Below are 21,463 nucleotides of genomic sequence, written 5' to 3'. Positions count from 1 at the left end.
CCGCCCGCACCAAATCCGCGACGACTGCTATTGCGAGTCATTCGCATTAGCGCTAGCGTTCCCGAGTTGCGCCACCAACAGGAGGAAACGGCGATGCGGCGGGACCAGCGAACGCAGGGGCATGGGGCGGATGCCGAGCGGGAGGCCGGCGGCGGCGCGGAACAGGAGCACGGCGGCGAGTGTCGCCGGCAGGCTGCCTATCTCACGCCGGCGGAGCGGCTGCTGCTCTGGGGGATGCGCACCTATGTCGGCGGCCTGCGGCTAGGCGTGCCGGTCATGGGCTGCATCCGCCGCACCTTCGCCGAAGGCATGGCGGAGGCGGCGGCCGAACCGCTGGAGGCTGTGATGATCTTCCTGACCGAGGGTGCCTGCCGCCCGATGGAGGTGAAGTGCCCCCGCTGCCCGGCCGTGTCGGACGATGAGCGGCTGCTGCTCCGCCTCGCGGCGCTGGGCCAGGCGGGCGACGACGCCTCCACCATGTTCCTGGCGCGGGAGGTGCTGGTTCCAGGCGCGGTGCAGGTGGCCGCACCGGTATTCCGCATGCTGGGCGCCGCCTTGCTGGAAGCGAATCTGCGTTTGCCGCCGGCGGGCGGTACCGCCGCCCCGCGGCGCGCACCGCGGGCCCTGCTGATCCTGCCGCAGAGCGATACGGTGCACTGAGTGCCCGGAAGCGGCGCGGCTAACGCTGGCTGAAGCCGGTCAGGCCGGGCTCTTCGGTCTCCGCCACCTTGATGTCGGTGACCAGGGCGCCGGCCGGGCCCTTCCAGCAACTGTCCAGCATGGCATCCACGTCCAGCGCATCACCGGCGAACACCGCCTCGACGGTGCCGTCCGGCTGGTTGCGCACCCAGCCGGCCAGCTCGCGGAGCCCGGCCTGCTCGACGGTCCAGGCCCGGTAGCCGACCCCTTGGACCCGGCCGGAGATGACGACTTGGACGGCACGGCGCTCGGCGGTCATAGGCACCCTCTGGTCTGGCATTCGCGGGCATTTCCTGGAACGCCCGCACGCTTCCTATCAAGTTTTCCGGCGGGCCATCCGGTCAAGGCCCCCTTCCCTATTACGCGGCGGCTGCTCACTCGAACTCGATGATCTTCTCATCGACGGCGAGGGAGGCTCCCTTCTCGGCATGGACCTTCTTGACCACGCCGTCACTCTCCGCGCGCAGGATGTTCTCCATCTTCATGGCCTCGACCACGGCCAGCTCCTGCCCGGCCTTGACCTCCTCTCCTTCCGCCACGGCCACGCTGACCAGCAGCCCCGGCATGGGGGAGAGCAGGAACTTCGACATGTCCGGCGGCAGCTTGACCGGCATCAGCTCCGCCAGCGCCGCCGCCTTGGGCGTCAGCACCTCGATGGTGAGTTCCGAGCCGGCATGGAACAGCGCCCAGCGCACGCCACGGCGCTCCACCTGCACCGTCATGGGCTCGCCGCCCACGGTTCCGGTCCACAGCGTGTCGCCGATTTCCCAGCCCGTGCGCACCGGCAGCACGGTTTCGCCCAGGGCCACCTCCGCACCGCCATCCACCGGCCGCACCGTGGCCGGGTGGTTGGTGCGGTCGACCCGCGCCACCCACTGGTCGGCGGTGCGGCGGGCGTGGCCCGGCACCTGCCCGCTGACCAGCCCGTCCCGTTCCGCCATGCGGCGGTGGCAGGCCAGCGCCACGGCCAGCAGACGGCCCAGCGCCTCATCCTCCAGCGCCAGCCCGTGGAATCCCTCCGGGAACTCCTCGGCGATGAAGTTGGTGGTCAGCCGGCCTTCCCGGAAGCGCCCCTTCTCCATGATGGCGTTCAGGAAGCTGATATTGTGGCCGACGCCACGGATCTGGAAGGCGTCCAGCGCCTCCCCCATGGCCTGCACCGCCGTGGCGCGGTCGGGACCCCAGGTGATCAGCTTCGCGATCATGGGGTCGTAGTACATGGAGATTTCGCCGCCCTCATAGACGCCGGTATCCACGCGCACGATGGTGCCGCCCGCTCGCTCGCCTTCCGCCGGAGGGCGGTAGCGGGTGACGCGGCCGATGGCGGGCAGGAAGTTGCGAGTCGGGTCCTCGGCATAGACGCGGGACTCGATGGACCAGCCGTTGAGCTTCACATCGTCCTGGCCGATGGGCAGCTTCTCACCCGCCGCCACGCGGATCATCAGCTCCACCAGATCCAGCCCGGTGACCATCTCCGTCACCGGATGCTCCACCTGCAGGCGGGTGTTCATCTCCAGGAAATAGAAGTTCCGGTCCTTGTCGACGATGAACTCCACCGTGCCGGCGCTGCGGTACTGAACCGCCTTGGCAAGCGCCACGGCCTGCTCGCCCATCGCCCGGCGGGTCGCCTCGTCCAGGAAGGGGCTGGGCGCCTCCTCGATCACCTTCTGGTGACGGCGCTGGATGGAGCATTCACGCTCACCCAGATAGATGCAGTCCCCGTGCGCGTCGGCCAGCACCTGGATTTCGATGTGGCGCGGCTCGGTGATGTACTTCTCGATGAAGACGCGGTCGTCGGCGAAGCTGCTGCGGGCCTCGTTGGTGGCGCTGCGGAAGCCGTCCTTGGCCTCCGCATCGTTCCAGGCCACGCGCATGCCCTTGCCGCCGCCGCCGGCCGAAGCCTTGATCATCACGGGATAGCCGATGTCGCGGGCGATCCGGACCGCCTCCGCATCGTCCTTGATGACGCCCAGATAGCCCGGAACGGTGCTGACCCCGGCCTCGCGGGCCAGCTTCTTCGATTCGATCTTGTCGCCCATGGCCCCGATGGCATGGACGTCCGGGCCGATGAAGGCGATGCCATGGGCCTTCAGCTTCTCGCAGAACTCCGCCCGTTCGGACAGGAAGCCGTAGCCGGGATGGACAGCCTCCGCGCCGGTATCCAGGCAGGCCTGCACGATCCGGTCCACGACAAGATAGCTCTGTGCGCTCGGGGCCGGGCCGATCGCCACCGCCTCGTCCGCCATCTGCACATGCAGCGCGCCGGCATCGGCCTCGGAATAGACCGCGACCGTCTTGATGCCCATCCGCCGCGCCGTCTTGATCACGCGGCACGCGATCTCCCCACGGTTGGCGATCAGGATCTTGGAAAACATGGCCGGCTCCGCCCCTTCTTGTTCTATGACCGCCGTTGGCGTGGCCCCGTACCGTGGGCTGCCGGAAATGCACCCAATTCGCGCGCCATTGTCAATGTCGGCCCCGGATGATCCGCCGGATGGCCGCATATCCGCCCGTCGGAGTGGACCTTGACCGGCCACAGGCAGCGGCGGATGCTTTCGGCAAGACCAGGCGGGAGGCGACAGCGATGCGGCGAATCCGGAGTGAAGTACTGGACTGGGGCGGCACGATCCTTGTCGCCGGGCTGCTCTATCTCGGCTTCAACACCCTGGCCTATGCCGCCTACCACGTCCCGTCGGAAAGCATGCTGCCGACCCTGCGGGTAGGCGACCACTTCTATGCCGCCAAGTTCGCCTACGGCTACAGCCGATTCTCCCCAGTCGTCGAGCTGCCGACAGGCAGCGGACGTCTTCTGGAGAGCATGCCGGCGCGGGGCGACATCGTGGTCTTTCGCCACCCGCGCGGGGATTACGACCTTGTGAAGCGTGTGATCGGCCTGCCTGGGGAAAGGGTCCAGATGCGCGCCGGCCGCCTCTACATCAACGACACGCTGGTAGAGCGGAGGGAGACCGGCCGCTACAGCTACCGCGAACATACGGGCGACATCGTCGAGGTGACGGAGTATCTGGAGCGGCTGCCCGAGGGGCGGGAACATCCGATTCTGGAGCTGTCGGACGATGAACATGCCGACAATACGCCCCTTTATACCGTTCCCGCCGGTCACCTTTTCGTGCTGGGCGACAACCGCGACAATTCCGGCGACAGTCGCGTCCTGCGCGATGTCGGCTACGTGCCGATGGAGCGGTTGCTGGGCCGCGCCGATCTGATCGCCTTTTCCTGGCAGGGCTGCCGGGAGGAACCGGACCTCGCCTGCCCCGGCGGCCTCTGGGCGGACCGCCTTGTCCGCCGACCGGATTGAGCGATGGCCATGACTGACCCGGTCGAGTTGCGCATCAGACGGCTGGAGGCCATCGCGGACAGTCTGCGCGACAGCGGTCGCGCCCTTGCCCTGCTCGCCCTGGGCTCCGCCGCAGATACCGCACGCCTGGACCGGTGGAGCGATCTCGATTTCTTTGCCATCGTGCGGGAGGGGGAGAAGCGCGCCTTCATCGAGGATCTCTGGTGGCTGCGCGCCGCCGGCCCCATCGGCTGGTGCTACCGCAACACCGTCGATGGCTGGAAGGCACTGTATGAGGATGGCGTGTTCCTGGAATTCGCCGTGTTCGAACCGGGTGAGCTGGCCGCCATTCCCTTCGCTCCCGGCCGCATCGTCTGGCAGGCGGACGGCTTCGACGCGGCCCTGACGGAACCACGCCGCGTCGGCGGCTTCCAGCCCGCCGATCCGGACTGGCTTGCCGGGGAAATCCTGTCCAACCTCTATATCGGCCTCGCCCGCTGGCGGCGGGGGGAGCGGCTGGCCGGAATGCGCTCGATCCAGGTCCACGCCCTGGACAATCTGCTGCGTCTGGCGGAGCAGACTCTGCCGCCGGCTCCGGACATAGGGACCGATCCCTTCAATCCGGAGCGCCGGGTGGAGCGGCGACATCCCGATCTGGCCATTCTGCTTCCGGACATGGCGGCGGGCTTGGCGGGCTGTCCCCGCGCCGCCCGTGCCATCCTGTCCTGGCTGGAACGGCACGCCACGGTGCCCGACGCCATCCGGCGGGAAATCCTGGAACTGGCGGCGGACTGACCCGCCAGCCTCAGCCGCCACGCCGCCAGCCATCGAACAGCCCCATCGCAAAGGCCGTGTGGATGGCCAGCGGAGCCCCCCAGAGGACCAGCGGGAACACGAACCAGGCATAGCCTGGCGTGGTCAGGAAATTCACCGGGATCAGGACGATCATCGCCGCGAAATAGGCGATGAAATGATTCAACAGCGCGCCGCGCCGCCGCCGCGCCGCCGTCTCCCGGTCCGCCGCCTCATCCACCTCGTGCCCTTCTCCAGGGCCGTCCGGCTGCGTCATTCGCACCATCCCACAATTCCGTTCGAGATTATTCCACGTGATCGTTGGTTGGCAGCACGGGTCTGGATCGGAGTCCGTCTACGGCGGTTCCGTATCCGCACCCTCGGGGCGCCCGCCCCGACTGTACTAACGGCGGCGGCCTGCGGGAGTCCAATCCTCGCCCGGCGGCCGCAGCCCCGCCGTGATGCCGGAGGTCGCGCGCATGGAACTTGATGCCCTGCTCCTTGCCCGTATCCAGTTCGCCTTTACCATCAGTTTCCACATCCTGTTTCCGGCATTCACCATCGGCCTGGCGAGTTGGATCGCCGTGCTGGAGGGCCGCTGGCTGTGGACCAAGAACGATCTCTACAAACGGCTGTCCAGTTTCTGGACCAAGGTGTTCGCCGTCAGCTTCGGCATGGGTGTCGTGTCCGGCATCGTCATGTCCTACCAGTTCGGCACGAACTGGAGCCGCTATTCCGATGTCGGCGGCTATATCCTGGGGCCGCTGATCCAGTACGAGGTGGTGACCGCCTTCTTCCTGGAGGCCACGTTCCTCGGCGTGATGCTGTTCGGGCGCGACCGGGTGCCGCCCTGGCTGCATTTCTTCGCCACCTGCATGGTGGCGCTGGGCACGCTGATCTCCGCCTTCTGGATCCTGTCGGCCAACAGCTTCATGCAGACGCCGGCCGGGTATGAAATCCGGGAGGACGGGCTGCTCTATCCGAAGAGCTGGTGGGACATCGTCTTCAATCCCAGCTTCCCCTACCGCTACTTCCACATGGTGATCGCCTGCTTCCTGACGACCAGCTTCGTCATCGCGGGCGTCAGCGCCTGGCATCTGCTGAACAACCGGCATGAAATCTACGCCCGCATCGGGCTGAACATGTCGCTGGGGCTGATCGCGGTGCTGGCCCCGGTGCAGATCTTCGTCGGCGACCTGACCGGTCTGAACACGCTGGAGCACCAGCCCACCAAGCTCGCCGCCATCGAGGGGCACTGGGAAACGCACGCCGGAGCGCCGCTGATCCTCTTCGCCATCCCCGACCAGCAGGCGGAGATGAACCACTGGGAAATCTCCATCCCCAAGCTGGGCAGCCTGATCCTGACCCATGAATGGGACGGGGTGATCAAGGGGCTGAAGGAGGTGGCGCCGGAGGACAGGCCGCCGGTCTGGATCGTGTTCTGGTCCTTCCGCATCATGGTGGGGCTGGGCATGCTGATGCTGGCCGTGGCCGTGACCGGCGTGTTCCTGATGTGGCGGCGCAAGCACTACACGACCCGCTGGTATCTGCGCATCCTGCAGTTCTGCACGCCGATCGGCTTCGCCGCGATCCTGTTCGGCTGGGTCACGACGGAGGTGGGCCGGCAGCCCTGGACCGTCTACGGCATCCTGCGCACGGCCGACAGCGTCAGCCCCGCCATCACCGGCGCCGGCGTGCTGACCAGCCTGATCATCTTCTTCCTGACCTACTGCATCGTGTTCTCGGCCGGCATCTACTACCTGATGCGCATCTTCGAGCGTGGGCCGGAAGCGCATGTGCCGCCGCCGGACAGGAGTGCGAACCGGCCGAAGCGGCCCTTCTCCGCCGCGGAGGAAGCCCTGGAAGGCCCCGAGGACACCCACGGCAGCAGGACTGGCCCCGGCCCACGTCCCGCCCCGGCCGAATAAGGGAGAGCGCCAATGCAACCGGAAACCGGTATTTCCGTCGACCTGACACTGATCTGGGCGGGCATCGTCGCCTTCGCGGTGTTCATGTACGTCTTCATGGACGGCTTCGACCTCGGCGTCGGCATCCTGTTCCCCTTTGCGCCCGGCGGGGAAAGGGACCGCGACCTGATGATGAACACCGTCGCCCCGATCTGGGACGCGAACGAGACCTGGCTGATCCTGGGCGGGGCGGGGCTGTTCGCGGCGTTCCCCCTAGCCTATTCGATCTTGCTGCCGGCGCTCTACATGCCGATCTTATTAATGCTGATCGCATTGATATTCAGAGGAGTCGCTTTCGAATTCAGGTTCAAGGCGCATTCCAGCAAGTATCTCTGGACCTCCAGCTTCTTTATCGGCTCCTTCTTCGCCAGCTTCTCCCAGGGCCTGATCCTGGGGGCCTTCATCGACGGGTTCGAGGTGACGGGCCGCGACTTCTCCGGCTCCATCTGGGACTGGTTCAGCCCGTTCGGCATCCTGTGCGGTTTCGCCATCGTCACGGGCTACGCGCTGCTGGGCGCCACTTGGCTGATCTGGCGGACGCATGGGGCGCTGCAGGACTGGTGCCGCAGCCTGGCCCCGAAGCTTCTGCTGGGGGTGCTGGTCTTCTTCGCCCTGGTCAGCCTGATCACCCCGGCCTGGAACGAGGTGGTGCGGGCACGCTGGTTCACCTTCCCCAACATCATCTATCTGGCACCGCTGCCGGTGACTACGCTGCTGGTTTCCGCTTGGATGTGGACGGCAATCCGGGGCGGCCGGGATGTGGTGCCCTTCGTACTTGCGCTGGTGATCTTCGTTCTGGCCTTCGCCGGTCTGGCGATCAGCCTCTGGCCCTATGTGATCCCGCCCAATATCACCATCTGGGACGCTGCCAGCCCGCCGGAGAGCCAGATTTTCCTGTTGATCGGCCTGGCCTTCCTGATCCCGACCATCCTCGCCTACACCGCCTTCACCTACTGGGTGTTCCGCGGCAAGCTCCAGGAAGGCGAGGGATACGGGCACTGACGCGGCGCACGGAACGGGGCGGTCATGCGATGGGGCCGCCCCGCCGGAACAGCCAACCCAGCCAGCCGGCGCGGACCGGCGGCTGCGCCTCCCCTTCCGGATCGAGCACGATCCCGACATCCGCCACGGCCCCGCCATCGTCCAGCGAGCGCACCACGAGGTCGATGGGACCGAGGGACATCCTGTCGCCCAACTCCGGACGGTTGTTGAACTCCCGCATCAGCAGGTCGCCGATGCAGGCCTCCGTGTCCGCGCCATCCACCACGATCCCGTACTGGCGTGCCAGATCGCCCAGCTTGGCGTCCGCCGGCAGCGGGAAATCGCCATAAAAGGTCCGGTCCTCAACCACGGCCGGGCCGGCATAGATCTTGTCCAGCAGTTCCACCTGCCGTGGTGAGGCGAAGAGATAGACATGGTCGCCGGCCTGCAACGAACCGGCATTATGGATCTTCAGCGTCTTGTCGCCGCGCACGATCAGGTGCGGCCGCGCCCAGCGCGGGATGCGCTCCCCCTTCGACAGCGGGCTGTCGGCATGGATGCGGTAGGCCACCACCTCCTGGCCGGCATCACCGGGCAGCTCCAGCTCCAGCCTGTCCACCGGACCGATGCGCGGCGGCACGACCAGACGCAGACGGCGGGCGGCGAAGCCGATGGTCCAGCCCTGGATCAGCAGGGAAGCCAGGACCATGATGAAGACCACGTTGAAATAGACCCCGCCATTCTGCACCCCGCCGATGGTCGGCAGGATCGCCAGCAGGATGGACACGGCCCCGCGCAGGCCGACCCAGCCGACGAAGCCGATCTCCCGCCCTGAAAAGCCGAAGGGCAGCAGGCAGAGCCAGACCGCCAGCGGCCGGGCGACGAAGATCAGGATCAGCGCCAACAGCACGGCCGGCAGCGCCACCACCCCGAACTGGGACGGCGTCGCCAGCAGACCAAGCGTGAGGAACATGCCGATCTGGGCCAGCCAGCTCATGCCGACCTGGAAGCGGCGCAGCCGGGGCGCATGGCGGATGCGCCGGTTCCCGGCCACCAGCCCGGCCAGATAGGCCGCCAGGAAGCCGCTGCCGCCCAGCATGCCGGTCGCGGCGAACACCACCAGCGCCATGCTGAGCGCCGCGATGGGATAGAGCCCCGGGTCCAGGTCGCGCAGCCGGTTCAGCAGCCGGGCGATGACAATGCCGCCGACCAACCCGAATACGAGGCCAAGCCCCATCTGCTGCACGAAGGTCCAGGCCAGCTCCCACCCGAAGCCGCCCAGCCCATCCTGCGCGGCGGCCAGCTCCACCAGGGTCAAAGTGAGGAAGATCGCCATCGGGTCGTTGGTCCCCGATTCGATTTCCAACGTGGCGCGAACCCTCTCGCGCAGCGTGATCCCCCCGACACGGAGCAGGAAGAACACGGCCGCGGCGTCGGTGGAGGCGACGATGGCCCCGAGCATCACCGCCTCGATCCAGTCCAGCCCGATCAGCACGTGGGCGGCCGCCCCCAGGAGCCCGGCGGTGAATACCACCCCGACAGTCGCCAGTGTCAAGGCGGGGGCGGCCGCAAGCCGGTAGCTTTGAAGCCTGGTCTCAAACCCGCTGTCGAACAGGATGATCGCCAGCGCCAGCGACCCGATGAAATAGGCCGCCGACCCGTCGTCGAAATCGATGCCGAGTAGACCGTCTTCTCCCGCCAGAAGGCCGATGCCAAGAAAGATCAGAAGCAGGGGGGCCCCGAGACGCTGGGAGATCAGGCTGGTGAAGACGCTGACGACAATGAGCCCCGCCCCGATCAGGATGGCGAAGTTCACTGCATCGATCATACCGCCCGATCCTTCCCGTCATATGTTCCCAGATACCCAACACCAGAATACGAAGTCGGAAGCGGTAAAGGGAACGGCTAAGGCGAGACAAATCGGCGCGGCAGACGCGAACGTTCAGGATTCCTAAATCAAAACGCCCCGCCGTTGCCGTCGGGGCGCTCGATTCAACATCGGCCTGTCCTGCGTGCCGGTCTCAATCCTCCAGCATGGAGGAGAGCTTCATGGCGACGCCCATATTGCCGCTGACCTTCAGCTTGCCGGTCATGAAGGCCATGGTGGGGTTCAGGTCGCCCTGGCTCAACTTGATGAAGTCGCCGCTGCTGATGGAGAGCGTGGTGTCCGGATCGGGGCCGGTGCGGCCGATGGCCGGGGGCGTGGTCTTGCCGTCGACGATCAGGCTCCCCTCCTGCCCGAAATCGAACTTCACCACGGCGTTCAGCCCGGCGAACTGCATGGAACGCGACTTCATCTGCTGTTCGATCATATCGATGGACATGGACGCTCTTCCCGGGAAATGGTTCTGGCTGGTTACCTTTACGTAAAGGTAAGGCAGTGTAGCCGACCGGGCAGCCCGGTGCAAAGCGCCTTCGGAGAGGACCACAGGATGCTTATCCGGAGGAGCCCATAGGTCGGAGCATCGCCGAAAGGGCGATGCCGGACCTACGGGCGTCGCACCCCGCCTGTCAGAGCGGCAGGTTGTCGTGCTTCTTCCAGGGATTCTGGAGCTGCTTGTTCTTCAGCATGCCCAACGCCCGGCAGATACGCTTGCGGGTGTTGTGCGGCATGATGACGTCGTCGATATAGCCGCGGGAGGCGGCGACGAAGGGATTGGCGAACTTCTGCCGGTACTCCTCCGTCCTGGCCTCGATCTTGGCCTGATCGCCGATGTCCTGACGGAAGATGATCTCCACCGCGCCCTTCGGCCCCATCACCGCGATCTCGGCGGAGGGCCAGGCATAGTTCAGGTCGCCGCGCAGATGCTTGGACGCCATCACGTCGTAGGCGCCGCCATAGGCCTTGCGGGTAATCACCGTGACCTTGGGCACCGTGGCCTCGGCATAGGCGAAGAGCAGCTTGGCCCCGTGCTTGATGATGCCGTTGAACTCCTGCGCCGTGCCCGGCAGGAAGCCCGGCACGTCCACGAAGGTCACGATCGGGATGTTGAAGGCGTCGCAGAAGCGCACGAAGCGCGCCGCCTTGATGGAGCTGTCGATGTCCAGGCATCCGGCCAGCACCGTGGGCTGGTTCGCCACGAAGCCCACGGTGGAGCCGTTCATCCGGCCGAAGCCCGTGATGATGTTCTTGGCGAAGTCCGGCTGGATCTCGAAGAAGTCGGCCTCGTCCACGACCTTCAGGATCAGCTCCTTCATGTCGTAGGGCTTGTTCGGATTGGCCGGGATCAGCGTATCCAGCGAGGGTTCGGGTCGATCCACCGCATCCGGCGTCGGCCGCGCCGGCGGCTTCTCCCGGTTGGAGAGCGGCAGGAAATCGACGAAGCGGCGCACCTGCAGCAGGGCTTCCACATCGTTCTCGAAGGCGAGGTCGGCGACGCCGGACTTGGCGGTGTGGGTCACGGCCCCGCCAAGCTCTTCCGCACTCACCACCTCGTGCGTCACCGTCTTCACCACGTCGGGGCCGGTGACGAACATGTAGCTGCTGTCCTTCACCATGAAGATGAAGTCCGTCATGGCCGGCGAATAGACGGCCCCGCCGGCGCACGGCCCCATGATGAGGGAAATCTGCGGGACCACGCCGCTGGCCAGCACGTTGCGCTGGAACACCTCGGCATAGCCGCCCAGCGAGGCGACACCCTCCTGGATGCGCGCCCCGCCGCTGTCGTTCAGGCCGATGACGGGTGCGCCCACCTTCATCGCCTGGTCCATCACCTTGCAGATCTTCTCCGCATGGGCTTCCGAGAGGGAGCCGCCGAACACGGTGAAATCCTGGGAGAAGACGAAGACCAGGCGGCCGTTGATGGTGCCGTGGCCGGTCACCACCCCGTCGCCCGGCACCTTCTGCTCCGCCATGCCGAAATCTGTGCAGCGGTGCTCGACGAACATGTCCCACTCTTCGAAGGAGCCTTCGTCGAGCAGCACGTCGATGCGCTCCCGCGCGGTCAGCTTGCCCTTGGCGTGCTGCGCGTCGATGCGCTTCTCGCCGCCGCCCAGCCGGGCTCCGGCCCGCATCTGCTCCAGCTTCTCCAGAATATCCTGCATGGCGCGCTCCCTCACCGGCGGCGTGATCCGCCAACTCTTTACGGATGAGGGACATAGCATTCCGGCGCGCAACCTGAAAAGGGGCCGGACACGCCGAAGCCGACCGGGTCAGGCGGCCAGCAGCTTGAGGTAAGCCTCTGTCGCCGCAAGATCGGCGCGCAGCGCCGCGCGCCGCCGGGCCGCCTCCGCATCCTCGCCCCATTTCTCGATCTGGAAACTCTCGTCGAGCTGGGAAACGGCGAACACCTCCTCCGCCGTCAGCCGGCCGTCCATCAGGGCCAGGGCGACGATCAGGGAGCCGCTGATGCCGACAGCGCCCTGCAATGCGCAGAGCCGCCAATCATCATACTCCTCCACCGCCCGGCGCAATGCCGTGAGCGCCGCCTCGTCCTGCTGCCGGTGGACGATGCCGGCCGTGGGGACCAGTGTCGCCCCGTAGCGGGCCGAGGCCCAGTCCAGCAGCGGCTGCCATATGGCGGCCTGCCGGTCGGCAAGTTCCTGCGGGTGGTCGGCCCGGTAACAGAGCAGGTCGCTGCCGGCATAGGCGCAGGCGGCTTCCACCACCAGGTCACGCCGGTTCCGGACACCGTCGATGGTGGTGCTGGCGAACTGGGTGAGCGGCATGGTGGCCGGCTTCACCTCTTCCCCCTGTCCGTTCCATTCGGCGGCAATGGCTTCCGCCAGCCGTCGGGTCGGCACCACCAGCATCTCCTTGGCGGGGGTACGCATCGGCTTGCCGTCCAGCAGCACCTGCCAGCCCTCGCCGGCCTGCTCCGCCGTGGCGGTCTTGTAGAAGCGCTTCATGGCGCGGTCCTCAACAACGATACGGAACCACAGCTAGTGTGTCGGAGCCATCAGGCCAAGCACCGCGTCAGGCAGGCTGCCATAATCGTGGACGATCCGGTGGGCGCCTGTCTCCCGCAGCTCCCCTTCGCCGTGATAGCCCCAGGTGACCCCCAGGGCGGAGACACGGGCATTCCGGGCCATCTGCATGTCAAAGGTGGTATCGCCGATCATGACCGTTCCTGGCCGGTCCGCTCCTGCCTCCGCCATGGCGCGCTCCACCATTTCCGGATGAGGCTTGCCGGGGACGAAGTCGGCAGTCTGGAGTGTGACGAACCGGTCGCGCAGCCCGTGATGCTCCAGCACGGCGATCAGGCCGCGGCGGCTCTTGCCGGTGGCGATGCCCAGCACGCAGCCGGCTTCCTCCAGCCGGTCCAGCGCCGCGAGCACCCCGGGATAGAGCGGCTCCGGATGGCGGCCGGCAAGCCGGTTGGTCTGGAAGGCGGCCTTGTAGGCCTCGGCGATCTCCACATGCAGCGCGGCATCCTCCTCCGGGATCAGCCGGGCCACCGCCTCCACCAGCGACAGCCCGACGATGCGGCGGATGCTTTCCGCCGACGGAGCGGATCGCCCCACGGCGGCGAAGCCAGCCTCCATCGCGGCGACTATGGCCGCCTGGCTGTCCACCAGCGTGCCGTCACAATCGAACAGAGCGAGCTTGAGCACCATGCACTGGATCCTGAGAAGCGATGCCGGCCGGACCGGAGCCACGCTGAATAACACCGGCAGCGGGTCGGCGGAAGCGAAGGGGGCGCAGAGCCGGGCTTCTTTCCCTACGACCCAGGCGGGGCATGGAGCCGAGTTCTCGTACTTCAGATAGATACAATTTAGCTGACCTTTAGTCGGCAGTTGCAGAACAAGCGAGGATATATTACGTTGTGTCTAGTCCATTTGGCCGTGGAACATAGCCATGAGAGTTGCAGCTTCCATACTGATGCCCGCGCTTTCCGCGAGCTTGCTGTTGACGGGCTGTGTAACCGCCCTCGGCTCCGGCTCGAACGGGGAGAAGGTGCAGGCGCGCCTGTCTCCCGAGGTTGTCGGACGTCCCGGCAAATCGGTGATCGCATCCGCGGACATCTACGCGCGCATGCAGACGGTGGCTCTGTCCGACGACACGCAGCAGGTCAAGCTGATGCAGGCAGCCCGCGACCCACAGTTCGGCACGCTGATCTTCTGCACCGAAACGCTTCTGGTGCAGAGCGACATCGTCACCGGCTATCAGCTTGAGGGCAACGGCTGCTGAGCCGGGGGAGCTGGACTTAGTCCAGCTCCGCGAACGGGTCCTCGCGCAGGTTGTCGTCGAACCCGAAATAGTCCCAGGCCGGCTGCATATGCTTCGGCAGCGGCGCCGTCACGTCGATGGCGCCGCCACGGGGATGCGGCATGACGATCCGGCGGGCATGCAGGTGGAGCTGCCGCGGCAGGCCGGTGTCGCCGGGCAGGAAGGCCCCCTGCCCCGCATATTTCCCGTCGCCCAGGATGGGCGTGCCGATGGCGTCCATATGGACGCGGAGCTGGTGGGTGCGGCCGGTACGCGGCCACAGCGCCACGAAGGCCGCCCGCTTATGGGCATGCTCCACCACCGTGTAGTAGGTCAGGGCGGACTGCCCCTCCTCCTCATCCACGGCCATGCGCTCCCCACGGGTGCCGGCCTCCTTGGCGACGGGCAGGTCGATGCGGCCCTTGTGCGGCTTCGGCACGCCGACGGTCACGGCCCAGTAGATCTTGCGGGCGTCGCGGGAGCGGAAGGCCGCAGTCAGCTTCGTCGCCGCCGCGGCCGTGCGGGCCAGCACCAGGCAGCCGCTGGTGTCCTTGTCCAGACGATGGACCAGCCGCGGCCGCTCCGCCGCGTCGAAGCGCAGCACGTCCAGCATGGCGTCCAGATTCTTACTCTGCCCCGTACCGCCCTGGGTGGCGAGGCCGGCCGGCTTGTCCAGCACGATCACGTCGTCATCGCGGTACAGGATGCGGGAGCGCAGCTCGGCCGCGTCCTTCTCACTCACCGCCGGCTTGGGCGGCGTGCGGGGCGGCGCGTCAGGCATTTCGGGCGGGATGTCCGGCATGGGCGGGATGCGGATGGACTGGCCGGCGGCGAGGCGCGTATTGCTTTCCGCCCGCTTGCCATCCACCCGCACCTGCCCGGTGCGCAGCAGCTTCTGGAGCGCGCCATGGCCCAGCAGCGGGAAATACCGCTTGAACCAGCGGTCCAGGCGCATCTCCGCCTCATCCTGGGTGACGATGCGGGTTTCGACCTTGTTCATGCGACGGACATTCGGGTAAGCGCCAGGCCTGCGAACAGGGCGGCGATGGAGATCAGGACGGAGCCCGTCACATAGGCCGCCGCGGCCCAGAAGTCACCCCGTTCTATCAGCAGGGCCGTATCAAGGGAAAAGCTGGAGAAGGTGGTGAAGCCGCCCAGTACCCCCACCGTCAGGAACAGCTTCAGCTCCGGCGGGGGCTGCCAAGCCTGCATCGCCAGTTCCGCCAGCACCCCCATGACAAAGGACCCGGCCACGTTCACCGCGAACGTCCCCCAGGGAAAGCCGGCCCCGAGCCATCGCCCGATGGCGAGGACCGACAGGTAGCGCGCGGTCGCCCCCAGCGCACCGCCCGCGGCCACCGCCAGGATGCCGGTCAGGGACGGGTTCATGCCCGTCCCCGCCCGGGTCGGGGAGCGTGCTCATCATGGTGGTTCGGCATTGATTCGGCACCTGACGGAAATACGGACAGACTGCCCGCCGCATGGCGCCGGCGCAAGTCAGCCATGGACGCCCAAGATCCATCCCTCGCGCCGCGCCATGTCCGACGCAAGTCCCGGCGGGTGCCAGACCTCCGGCCGTTCCTGGATCAGCCAGCGCAGCCCCGCCGCGGTGATCAGCGCATCGCCGAGATGGTCGTCGAACCCTTCCGGCACCGCCGGGTCCAGCCTTGCGCCGAAATGCCGGACGGCCCGCTCCAGCACCTCGCGCCCGGTGATCTTGACGACGGAGCGCAGGGCCGCCTTCCGGAACAGGGTCGGATAAATCTCCGCCACCACCGACCTGCCCTCCGTCGGCTCCGCCGGCCAGACGGCCAGCCGCCCGGCTCCCGCCCGCCGGCGCAGCGCGCGCAGGCTGCGCATCCCGGCCAGGGAGGCCTTGCCCACCTGCTTGGACGCGGCGGCCAGCTTGAAGACGGAAACCGGCGTGCCGGCCCCGGTCGCGGCGGCCGCCACTTCCGTCCGCCGGCGCTTGGCATCGCCATCGCCCCAGTGGTCCGGCATCGGGCCGTTGATCCAGAAGCTGGGATGGAAGCGCGGGTCCAGCACGGCCGGGCCGGCGAACTGGTCGGGCGCTCCGCCGCTCGCCTCCTCCACCAGCTCCCAGAGGGCGAAGATGTCCTCCACATCGGGCACGCGCCCGTCCAGATACCCCACCCCCGGCACCCAGGGCAGGGAGAAGGCGCAGTCGATCCCGATCAGCAGCCGGTCGCCGCCCGCGAGTTCCCCCGCCAACCATTCCACCGCCTCCTCCCGCCGCCAGTACCGGCCGGAGGGGAAAACGGGCCGCACCAGCCCATCGGCGGAACAGTCCGCGATGGCGATCCCCTTCGCGGGATTCGCCCCGGTCCAGTCGATGCCGATGACGCGGTCGAAGTGCGGAGCCATGCCGGTTCCGGCCCTATCGGCCCAACGCATAGAACTCGTCGTTCGGCCGCATGCTGGTGACGTTCGCCATGCGGTTCGACATGCCGAAGAAGGCCGCGATGGCGGCGATGTCCCACGCATCCTCCATGTCGAAGCCATGCCGGGCCAGTGCGGCATGGTCGTTCTCGCCCACGGCATGGGCCTCGAAGGCGACCTTCATGGCGAAATCCAGCATCGCCTTCTGGCGGGGCGTGATGTCGGCCTTGCGGTAGTTGATGGCGATCTGGTCCGCGATCAGGGGATTCTTCGCCCGGATGCGCAGGATCGCGCCATGCGCGACCACGCAGTACTGGCACTGGTTCGCGTTGCTGGTGGCGACCACGATCATCTCGCGCTCCGCCTTGGTCAGATTGCCCGGCTTGTCCATCAGCGCGTCGTGATAGGCGAAGAAGGCGCGGAACTCCTCCGGGCGGCGCGCCAGGACCAGGAAGACGTTGGGGATGAAGCCCGACTTCTCCTGGACGGCCAGCAGCCGTTCCCGGATATCCTCCGGCATTTCCGACAAGGCGGGGACGGGGAATCGGCTGATCGGCGCCTGGACAGGCTGGGTCATGAACGTTCCTCCCTGTTTTCGTGCTTGTTATGCGGCCCTGGCGGAAGCTACTCCCGCGGTCGCTGCGCCCGCAGCTTCGCCCAGTATTCCAGCCGCTTCTTGATGTCCCGCTCGAAGCCGCGCTCCACCGGCTTGTAGAACTCCCGCCGCCCCATCTCCTCCGGGAAATAGTCCTGGCCGGAGAATCCGTCCTCCGTATCGTGGTCGTACTCGTAGCCCTTGCCGTAGCCGATCTGCTTCATCAGCTTGGTCGGCGCGTTCAGGATGTGCTTGGGCGGCATCAGGCTGCCGGTCTCCTTGGCCGCGCGCACCGCCTGCTTGTAGGCGGTATAGGCCGCGTTGGATTTCGGCGCGGTGCCGAGATAGATCACGCACTGGACGATGGCCAGCTCCCCCTCCGGGCTGCCCAGCCGCTCATAGGTGTCCCAGGCGGCCAGGGCCTGGACCAGCGCGTTGGGATCGGCCAGGCCGATATCCTCGGATGCGAAACGAACCAGCCGGCGCGCGATGTAGCGGGGGTGCTCCCCGCCCGCCAGCATGCGCGCGAACCAGTACAGCGCCGCATCCGTGTCGGACCCGCGCAACGATTTGTGCAGGGCGGAGATCAGGTTGTAATGCCCCTCCTGCGCCTTGTCGTAGAGGGGCATGCGCCGCTGCACCGCCGCCGTCAGCCCGGCCGTGTCCAGCACCGTGCCTTCGGGAAGCTGGAACAACTCCTCGCACAGGTTCAGGCAGTAGCGCCCGTCACCGTCGGCCATGGCTTTCAGCGCCGTGCGGGCATCGGCCTCCAGCGGCAGGGGTCGCTCCATCTCCGCCTCCGCCCGGCCCAGCAGCTTTTCCAGCGCCGCCTCGTCCAGCCGGTTCAGCACGAAGACCTGGGCGCGGGACAGCAGCGCAGCGTTCAGCTCGAAGCTGGGATTCTCCGTCGTCGCCCCCACCAGCGTGACGGTGCCATCCTCCACATAGGGCAGGAAGCCATCCTGCTGGGAGCGGTTGAAGCGGTGGATCTCATCGATGAACAGCAGCGTGCCCTGCCCGCCGATGCGCCGCTGCTTCGCCGCCTCGAAGACCTTCCGCAGGTCGGCTACGCCGGTGAAGATGGCCGACAGCGGCTCGAAATACAGGTCGGTGCTCTGGGCCAGCAGGCGCGCGATGGTGGTCTTGCCGCAGCCGGGCGGCCCCCACAGGATCATGGAGGACAGGCGTCGCGCCGCGAGCTGCCGGCCGATGGGGCCGTCCGGCTTCAGCAGATGCTCCTGCCCCACCACCTCGGCAATGGTCCGGGGCCGCAGCCGGTCGGCCAGCGGGCGGGGGGCGTCAGCTTCGAACAGGGTGGCGGCCATGGCTCGGGCATCTCGTCTACGGTCGGCGCCCAGCATAGCCGATCCTGCCCACGGCCGCGCCAGCTTCGGTTGGTTCAGCCGCCGATGGTCGTGGTCATGACCCGGCCGTTGCGCCGGACGGAGATGGTCCAGGATCGGCTCCGGCTGTCCAGGATATGGCGGAGGTCCTGCACCCGGCCGATGTCGGTGGCATTGACCCGCAGCACCACGTCGCCGGGCCGCAGGCCCAGGCTGGCGGCCGGCGTGCGGGGCGCTACCTGCATGACCACCACGCCTTCCGTCCCCACGCCCTCGTCGAATCGCATCTCCTCCACCAAAGCGGGGTTGAGGTTCGCCACCTCCGCCCCGACCAGGGGGTGGCGGCCGTCCAGCAGCGTCAGGTCCCGCGGCGGGTCCTCCGGCGGGGCGATCAGGGCCAGGTTGAGCTTCTGCTCCCGCCCGTCGCGGATCACCGTCAGCGTGGCGGAGCCGCCGACCGGCAAGGTGGCGACCCGGTAGCGCATGGCCTCCGGATCATCGACCGACCGGCCATTGACGGCGGTGACCACGTCGCCGACCCGCAGCCCCGCCTTCTCCGCCGGTCCCCGCGCACGGATTTCATTGATCAGCACGCCAGCCGGACGGGACAGGCCGAGCGTGTGGGCGAGATCGGCCGTGACCGCCTGCCCGTCCGCGCCGATCCAGGGCCGCACCAGCTTGCCCCCGGCCCGCACCGCATCCACCACGGTACGCACCATGGCGGCCGGAATGGCGAAGCCGATACCGATGCTGCCGCCGGATCGGGAGTAGATCGCGGTGTTGATGCCGACCAATCGCCCGTCCATCGTGATCAGCGCGCCCCCGGAATTGCCTGGGTTCACAGCGGCATCCGTCTGAATGAAGAAATTATAGTCCGAGACGCCGACTGCGGTGCGCGCAAGCGCGGAGACAATGCCGCTGGTTACCGTCTGGCCGACACCGAACGGATTCCCGATCGCCAGGACCAGATCGCCGACCTCCAGATCGTCCGACTCGCCGAACTCCAGGAAGGGCAGCTTCTCCCCATCCGCCTCGATGCGTAGGACGGCCAGATCCACCCGTTCATCCACCGTTTCCACCTTGGCCGGGAATTCCCGCCGGTCGTTCAGCACCACGGTGATCTCGTCGCTGCCCTTCACCACATGGGCGTTGGTGACCACCAGCCCGTCCGCCGCCACGATCACGCCGGAGCCGAGCGAACCTTCCACCCTCTCCCGCGGCACACCGAAGCTGAAGGACTCGCCGAAGAAGCGCCGGAACACCGGGTCGTCCATGAAGGGCGATACGCGCTGGCGCACGGTGCGGCGGGTATAGATGTTCACCACTGCCGGCGATGCCTGCTTCACCACAGGCGCGAAGGACAGGGTGATCTGCTCCCGGCTCTGCGGGACCGCGCGCGATTGGGCATAGGTCGGCTGGACCGGAATCGGCATCGCAAGGCTGAGCGCCAGGACGGCCGCACCGGCCCGGAGAATGGAACGGGTCTTCATCATGCCGGTGAATGTAAGCGGCCCCGCCCGCGGGCGGAAGTCCCCGCTGCCTGTCAGCCGCCCCCGCCGCAGCCCGTGAGGCACTGCCGCAGTTCTGAATTGCACACGGCCGTCATCCCATATTCCTGCGGGGCCGTGAGTGCCCCCGACGACTGGGCCGAACGCTGGTCCGCACAGATGGCGGCTGCCCGGTTACAGGCGGCGATGCAGGCCTTGCGCGGGTCGAGCCCTTGGGTCTGCTTCTCCCGCTCTGCCGGCGTGGCCATGCAGCCCGTCAACACGGCAGCGCAGAGAGCGGAAGCGGCAATGAGGCGGGCAAGCATCGGCAGATACCCTTCGATGATGGATCATTCCGCATAGCGCGCCGCTGCATCGACCCGCAAGTATTCCAGCCATGAACAGGGCTGGCGATCCTGTGCCTGATGCAAAGAGGCCTCAGGTCTGCTACCCCCATACGAAGCGATGCAACGACAGGCTGGGCCATGCGCACCTTGGGATTGATCGGCGGGATGAGCTGGGAAAGCACCGCCATCTACTACCGCCTGCTGAACCGGTTAGCGCGGGAGCGGCTGGGCGGGCTCCATTCCGCTCGGCTCATCCTCTGGTCCGTGGACTTCGCGGAGATCGCCGCGCTTCAGGCGTCCGGGGACTGGGACGGCCTGACCGCCCGCATGGAGGAGGCTGGCGCTGCCCTGCGCCGCGCCGGTGCCGAGGCCGTCGTGATCTGTACCAACACCATGCACCGCATGGCGGCCGAAGTGGAAGCGGCAGCTGGCTTGCCGTTGATCCACATCGCCGACGTGACCGCGGCGGCGTGCGTGGATGCCGGAGTCCGCCGCCCTGCCCTTCTGGCCACCCGCTACACTATGGAGCAGGACTTCTACCGGGAGCGGCTCCGCGCCGGCGGCGTGAACCCGATCACGCCGGACGACGCCGGACGTACACTGGTCCACCGGATCATCTATGAGGAGCTGTGCCAGGGGATCGTCCGGGATGAGAGTCGGGCCGCGTACCTGGAACTCATCGAGACCCTCCGCCGGGACGGCGCCGACGGCGTCATCCTGGGCTGCACGGAGGTTGGCCTCCTGATCGGTCCGGAGCATACCGACCTGCCGGTCTTCGACACCACCGCACTCCACTGCGCCGCGGCGCTGGACTTCGCGCTCGCCGGCTGACCCACAAAAGAAAACCGCGCCCGCGGCATGTGCCGGGGCGCGGTTTCTATCGATCCGCGGGGATCAGGCCCTGGTTCAGGCCTGCTCCTCGGTCTCTTCCACCTGCTCGGCGGTCGGGCCGCTGTCCAGGCCCTTGGCGGCCGGATCGCGGTCGACCAGCTCGATCACCGCCATCGGGGCGGCATCGCCATAGCGGAAGCCGGCCTTCAGGACGCGGGTGTAGCCACCGTTGCGGTCCTTGTAGCGATCGGCGATCACGCTGAACAGCTTGGTCACCATGTCGTGGTCGCGCAGGTGCGCATAGGCCAGACGACGGTTGGCGAGGCCGCCCTTCTTGCCGAGGGTGATCAGACGCTCCACCACCGGGCGGAGGTCCTTCGCCTTGGGCAGGGTGGTCTTGATCTGCTCATGCTTGATCAGCGCGTTCGCCATGTTGGAGAACATGGCGAGACGGTGGGAGGTGGTGCGGTTGAATTTACGCCCGGCTACACCGTGACGCATGGTTGCTCTCCTTCATGGCTTGGCCTCCCAAGGGGAGCGCCGATGGTGATCCCCGCACGCCCTGACCCGGAGGGGCC

At 67.3% G+C, this 21,463-nt stretch carries 22 protein-coding genes; 7 read left to right on the top strand and 15 right to left on the bottom strand.

Going from position 1 to position 21,463, the window contains the following annotated elements:
- Positions 1-93 precede the first annotated feature (93 nt).
- On the top strand, positions 94-660 hold the full coding sequence (locus DOL89_RS02120) for a hypothetical protein (RefSeq protein WP_119677663.1): 567 nt from the start codon (positions 94-96) through the stop codon (positions 658-660).
- A gap of 19 nt (positions 661-679) precedes the next feature.
- Here DOL89_RS02120 and DOL89_RS02115 read toward each other — a convergent pair whose 3' ends face one another.
- A complete protein-coding gene (locus DOL89_RS02115) occupies positions 680-958 on the bottom strand; it encodes an acylphosphatase (RefSeq protein ID WP_119677662.1) in 279 nt (92 codons plus the stop codon).
- A gap of 115 nt (positions 959-1,073) precedes the next feature.
- Positions 1,074-3,074 carry an acetyl-CoA carboxylase biotin carboxylase subunit gene (locus DOL89_RS02110; protein WP_119677661.1) on the bottom strand — a complete coding sequence of 667 codons (2,001 nt, stop codon included), beginning with the start codon at positions 3,072-3,074 and terminating at the stop codon, positions 1,074-1,076.
- Between the two features lie 209 nt (positions 3,075-3,283).
- Between DOL89_RS02110 and lepB the strand changes: the two genes are divergently transcribed.
- The gene (lepB, locus tag DOL89_RS02105) at positions 3,284-4,015 is read left to right on the top strand and encodes a signal peptidase I (protein WP_119680181.1); all 732 of its coding nucleotides are present in this window, start codon (positions 3,284-3,286) and stop codon (positions 4,013-4,015) included.
- Positions 4,016-4,018: 3 nt separating this feature from the next.
- A complete protein-coding gene (locus DOL89_RS02100) occupies positions 4,019-4,789 on the top strand; it encodes a hypothetical protein (RefSeq protein WP_205574619.1) in 771 nt (256 codons plus the stop codon).
- 10 nt (positions 4,790-4,799) lie between these two features.
- Here the strand turns inward: DOL89_RS02100 and DOL89_RS02095 are convergent, their stop codons facing one another.
- Positions 4,800-5,063: a 2TM domain-containing protein gene (locus DOL89_RS02095; protein ID WP_162937274.1), complete on the bottom strand. Its 264-nt coding sequence runs from the start codon at positions 5,061-5,063 to the stop codon at positions 4,800-4,802.
- Between the two features lie 202 nt (positions 5,064-5,265).
- On the opposite strand from DOL89_RS02095, the gene DOL89_RS02090 reads away from it, so the two are divergent.
- Together DOL89_RS02090 and cydB are read left to right on the top strand one after the other, a co-directional pair.
- Positions 5,266-6,714, top strand: a complete 1,449-nt coding sequence (locus DOL89_RS02090) for a cytochrome ubiquinol oxidase subunit I (protein ID WP_119680179.1) — start codon at positions 5,266-5,268, stop codon at positions 6,712-6,714.
- Between the two features lie 12 nt (positions 6,715-6,726).
- Positions 6,727-7,755, top strand: coding sequence for a cytochrome d ubiquinol oxidase subunit II (cydB, locus tag DOL89_RS02085; protein WP_318658524.1), 1,029 nt, complete (start codon positions 6,727-6,729; stop codon positions 7,753-7,755).
- 22 nt (positions 7,756-7,777) lie between these two features.
- Here the strand turns inward: cydB and DOL89_RS02080 are convergent, their stop codons facing one another.
- From DOL89_RS02080 to DOL89_RS02060, 5 genes are all read right to left on the bottom strand, one after another.
- Complete coding sequence (locus tag DOL89_RS02080) at positions 7,778-9,562, bottom strand: potassium/proton antiporter (protein ID WP_119677659.1); 1,785 nt, start codon at positions 9,560-9,562, stop codon at positions 7,778-7,780.
- Positions 9,563-9,755: 193 nt separating this feature from the next.
- Positions 9,756-10,058, bottom strand: coding sequence for an SCP2 sterol-binding domain-containing protein (locus DOL89_RS02075; RefSeq protein ID WP_119677658.1), 303 nt, complete (start codon positions 10,056-10,058; stop codon positions 9,756-9,758).
- Between the two features lie 187 nt (positions 10,059-10,245).
- Positions 10,246-11,778, bottom strand: a complete 1,533-nt coding sequence (locus tag DOL89_RS02070; protein WP_119677657.1) for an acyl-CoA carboxylase subunit beta — start codon at positions 11,776-11,778, stop codon at positions 10,246-10,248.
- Between the two features lie 108 nt (positions 11,779-11,886).
- A complete protein-coding gene (locus tag DOL89_RS02065) occupies positions 11,887-12,582 on the bottom strand; it encodes an ATP12 family chaperone protein (protein WP_119677656.1) in 696 nt (231 codons plus the stop codon).
- A 33-nt stretch (positions 12,583-12,615) separates the two neighbouring features.
- Positions 12,616-13,290 carry an HAD-IA family hydrolase gene (locus DOL89_RS02060; protein WP_205574618.1) on the bottom strand — a complete coding sequence of 225 codons (675 nt, stop codon included), beginning with the start codon at positions 13,288-13,290 and terminating at the stop codon, positions 12,616-12,618.
- Between the two features lie 265 nt (positions 13,291-13,555).
- Between DOL89_RS02060 and DOL89_RS02055 the strand changes: the two genes are divergently transcribed.
- Complete coding sequence (locus DOL89_RS02055) at positions 13,556-13,864, top strand: hypothetical protein (RefSeq protein ID WP_119677655.1); 309 nt, start codon at positions 13,556-13,558, stop codon at positions 13,862-13,864.
- 16 nt (positions 13,865-13,880) lie between these two features.
- On the opposite strand, the gene DOL89_RS02050 is transcribed toward DOL89_RS02055, so the two are convergent.
- The 6 genes from DOL89_RS02050 to DOL89_RS02025 form a co-directional block, all read right to left on the bottom strand.
- Complete coding sequence (locus DOL89_RS02050) at positions 13,881-14,882, bottom strand: RluA family pseudouridine synthase (RefSeq protein WP_119677654.1); 1,002 nt, start codon at positions 14,880-14,882, stop codon at positions 13,881-13,883.
- Complete coding sequence (crcB, locus tag DOL89_RS02045) at positions 14,879-15,271, bottom strand: fluoride efflux transporter CrcB (RefSeq protein WP_119677653.1); 393 nt, start codon at positions 15,269-15,271, stop codon at positions 14,879-14,881. Before crcB ends, DOL89_RS02050 begins: the two co-directional genes overlap by 4 nt.
- A gap of 108 nt (positions 15,272-15,379) precedes the next feature.
- Positions 15,380-16,267: a hypothetical protein gene (locus tag DOL89_RS02040; protein ID WP_119677652.1), complete on the bottom strand. Its 888-nt coding sequence runs from the start codon at positions 16,265-16,267 to the stop codon at positions 15,380-15,382.
- A gap of 13 nt (positions 16,268-16,280) precedes the next feature.
- Complete coding sequence (locus tag DOL89_RS02035; RefSeq protein ID WP_119677651.1) at positions 16,281-16,859, bottom strand: peroxidase-related enzyme; 579 nt, start codon at positions 16,857-16,859, stop codon at positions 16,281-16,283.
- Between the two features lie 47 nt (positions 16,860-16,906).
- Complete coding sequence (locus DOL89_RS02030) at positions 16,907-18,202, bottom strand: replication-associated recombination protein A (protein WP_119680176.1); 1,296 nt, start codon at positions 18,200-18,202, stop codon at positions 16,907-16,909.
- A gap of 74 nt (positions 18,203-18,276) precedes the next feature.
- A complete protein-coding gene (locus DOL89_RS02025) occupies positions 18,277-19,713 on the bottom strand; it encodes a DegQ family serine endoprotease (RefSeq protein ID WP_225889857.1) in 1,437 nt (478 codons plus the stop codon).
- Positions 19,714-20,192: 479 nt separating this feature from the next.
- Here DOL89_RS02025 and DOL89_RS02015 point away from each other — a divergent pair, with 479 nt between their 5' ends.
- A complete protein-coding gene (locus DOL89_RS02015) occupies positions 20,193-20,885 on the top strand; it encodes an aspartate/glutamate racemase family protein (protein ID WP_119677649.1) in 693 nt (230 codons plus the stop codon).
- A 75-nt stretch (positions 20,886-20,960) separates the two neighbouring features.
- On the opposite strand, the gene rplQ is transcribed toward DOL89_RS02015, so the two are convergent.
- Complete coding sequence (gene rplQ / locus DOL89_RS02010) at positions 20,961-21,386, bottom strand: 50S ribosomal protein L17 (protein ID WP_119677648.1); 426 nt, start codon at positions 21,384-21,386, stop codon at positions 20,961-20,963.
- Positions 21,387-21,463 lie beyond the last annotated feature (77 nt).

The sequence above is a fragment of the Indioceanicola profundi genome, assembly GCF_003568845.1.
GTDB lineage: Bacteria > Pseudomonadota > Alphaproteobacteria > Azospirillales > Azospirillaceae > Indioceanicola > Indioceanicola profundi.
This window is presented reverse-complemented; position numbering and strand designations above follow the sequence as displayed.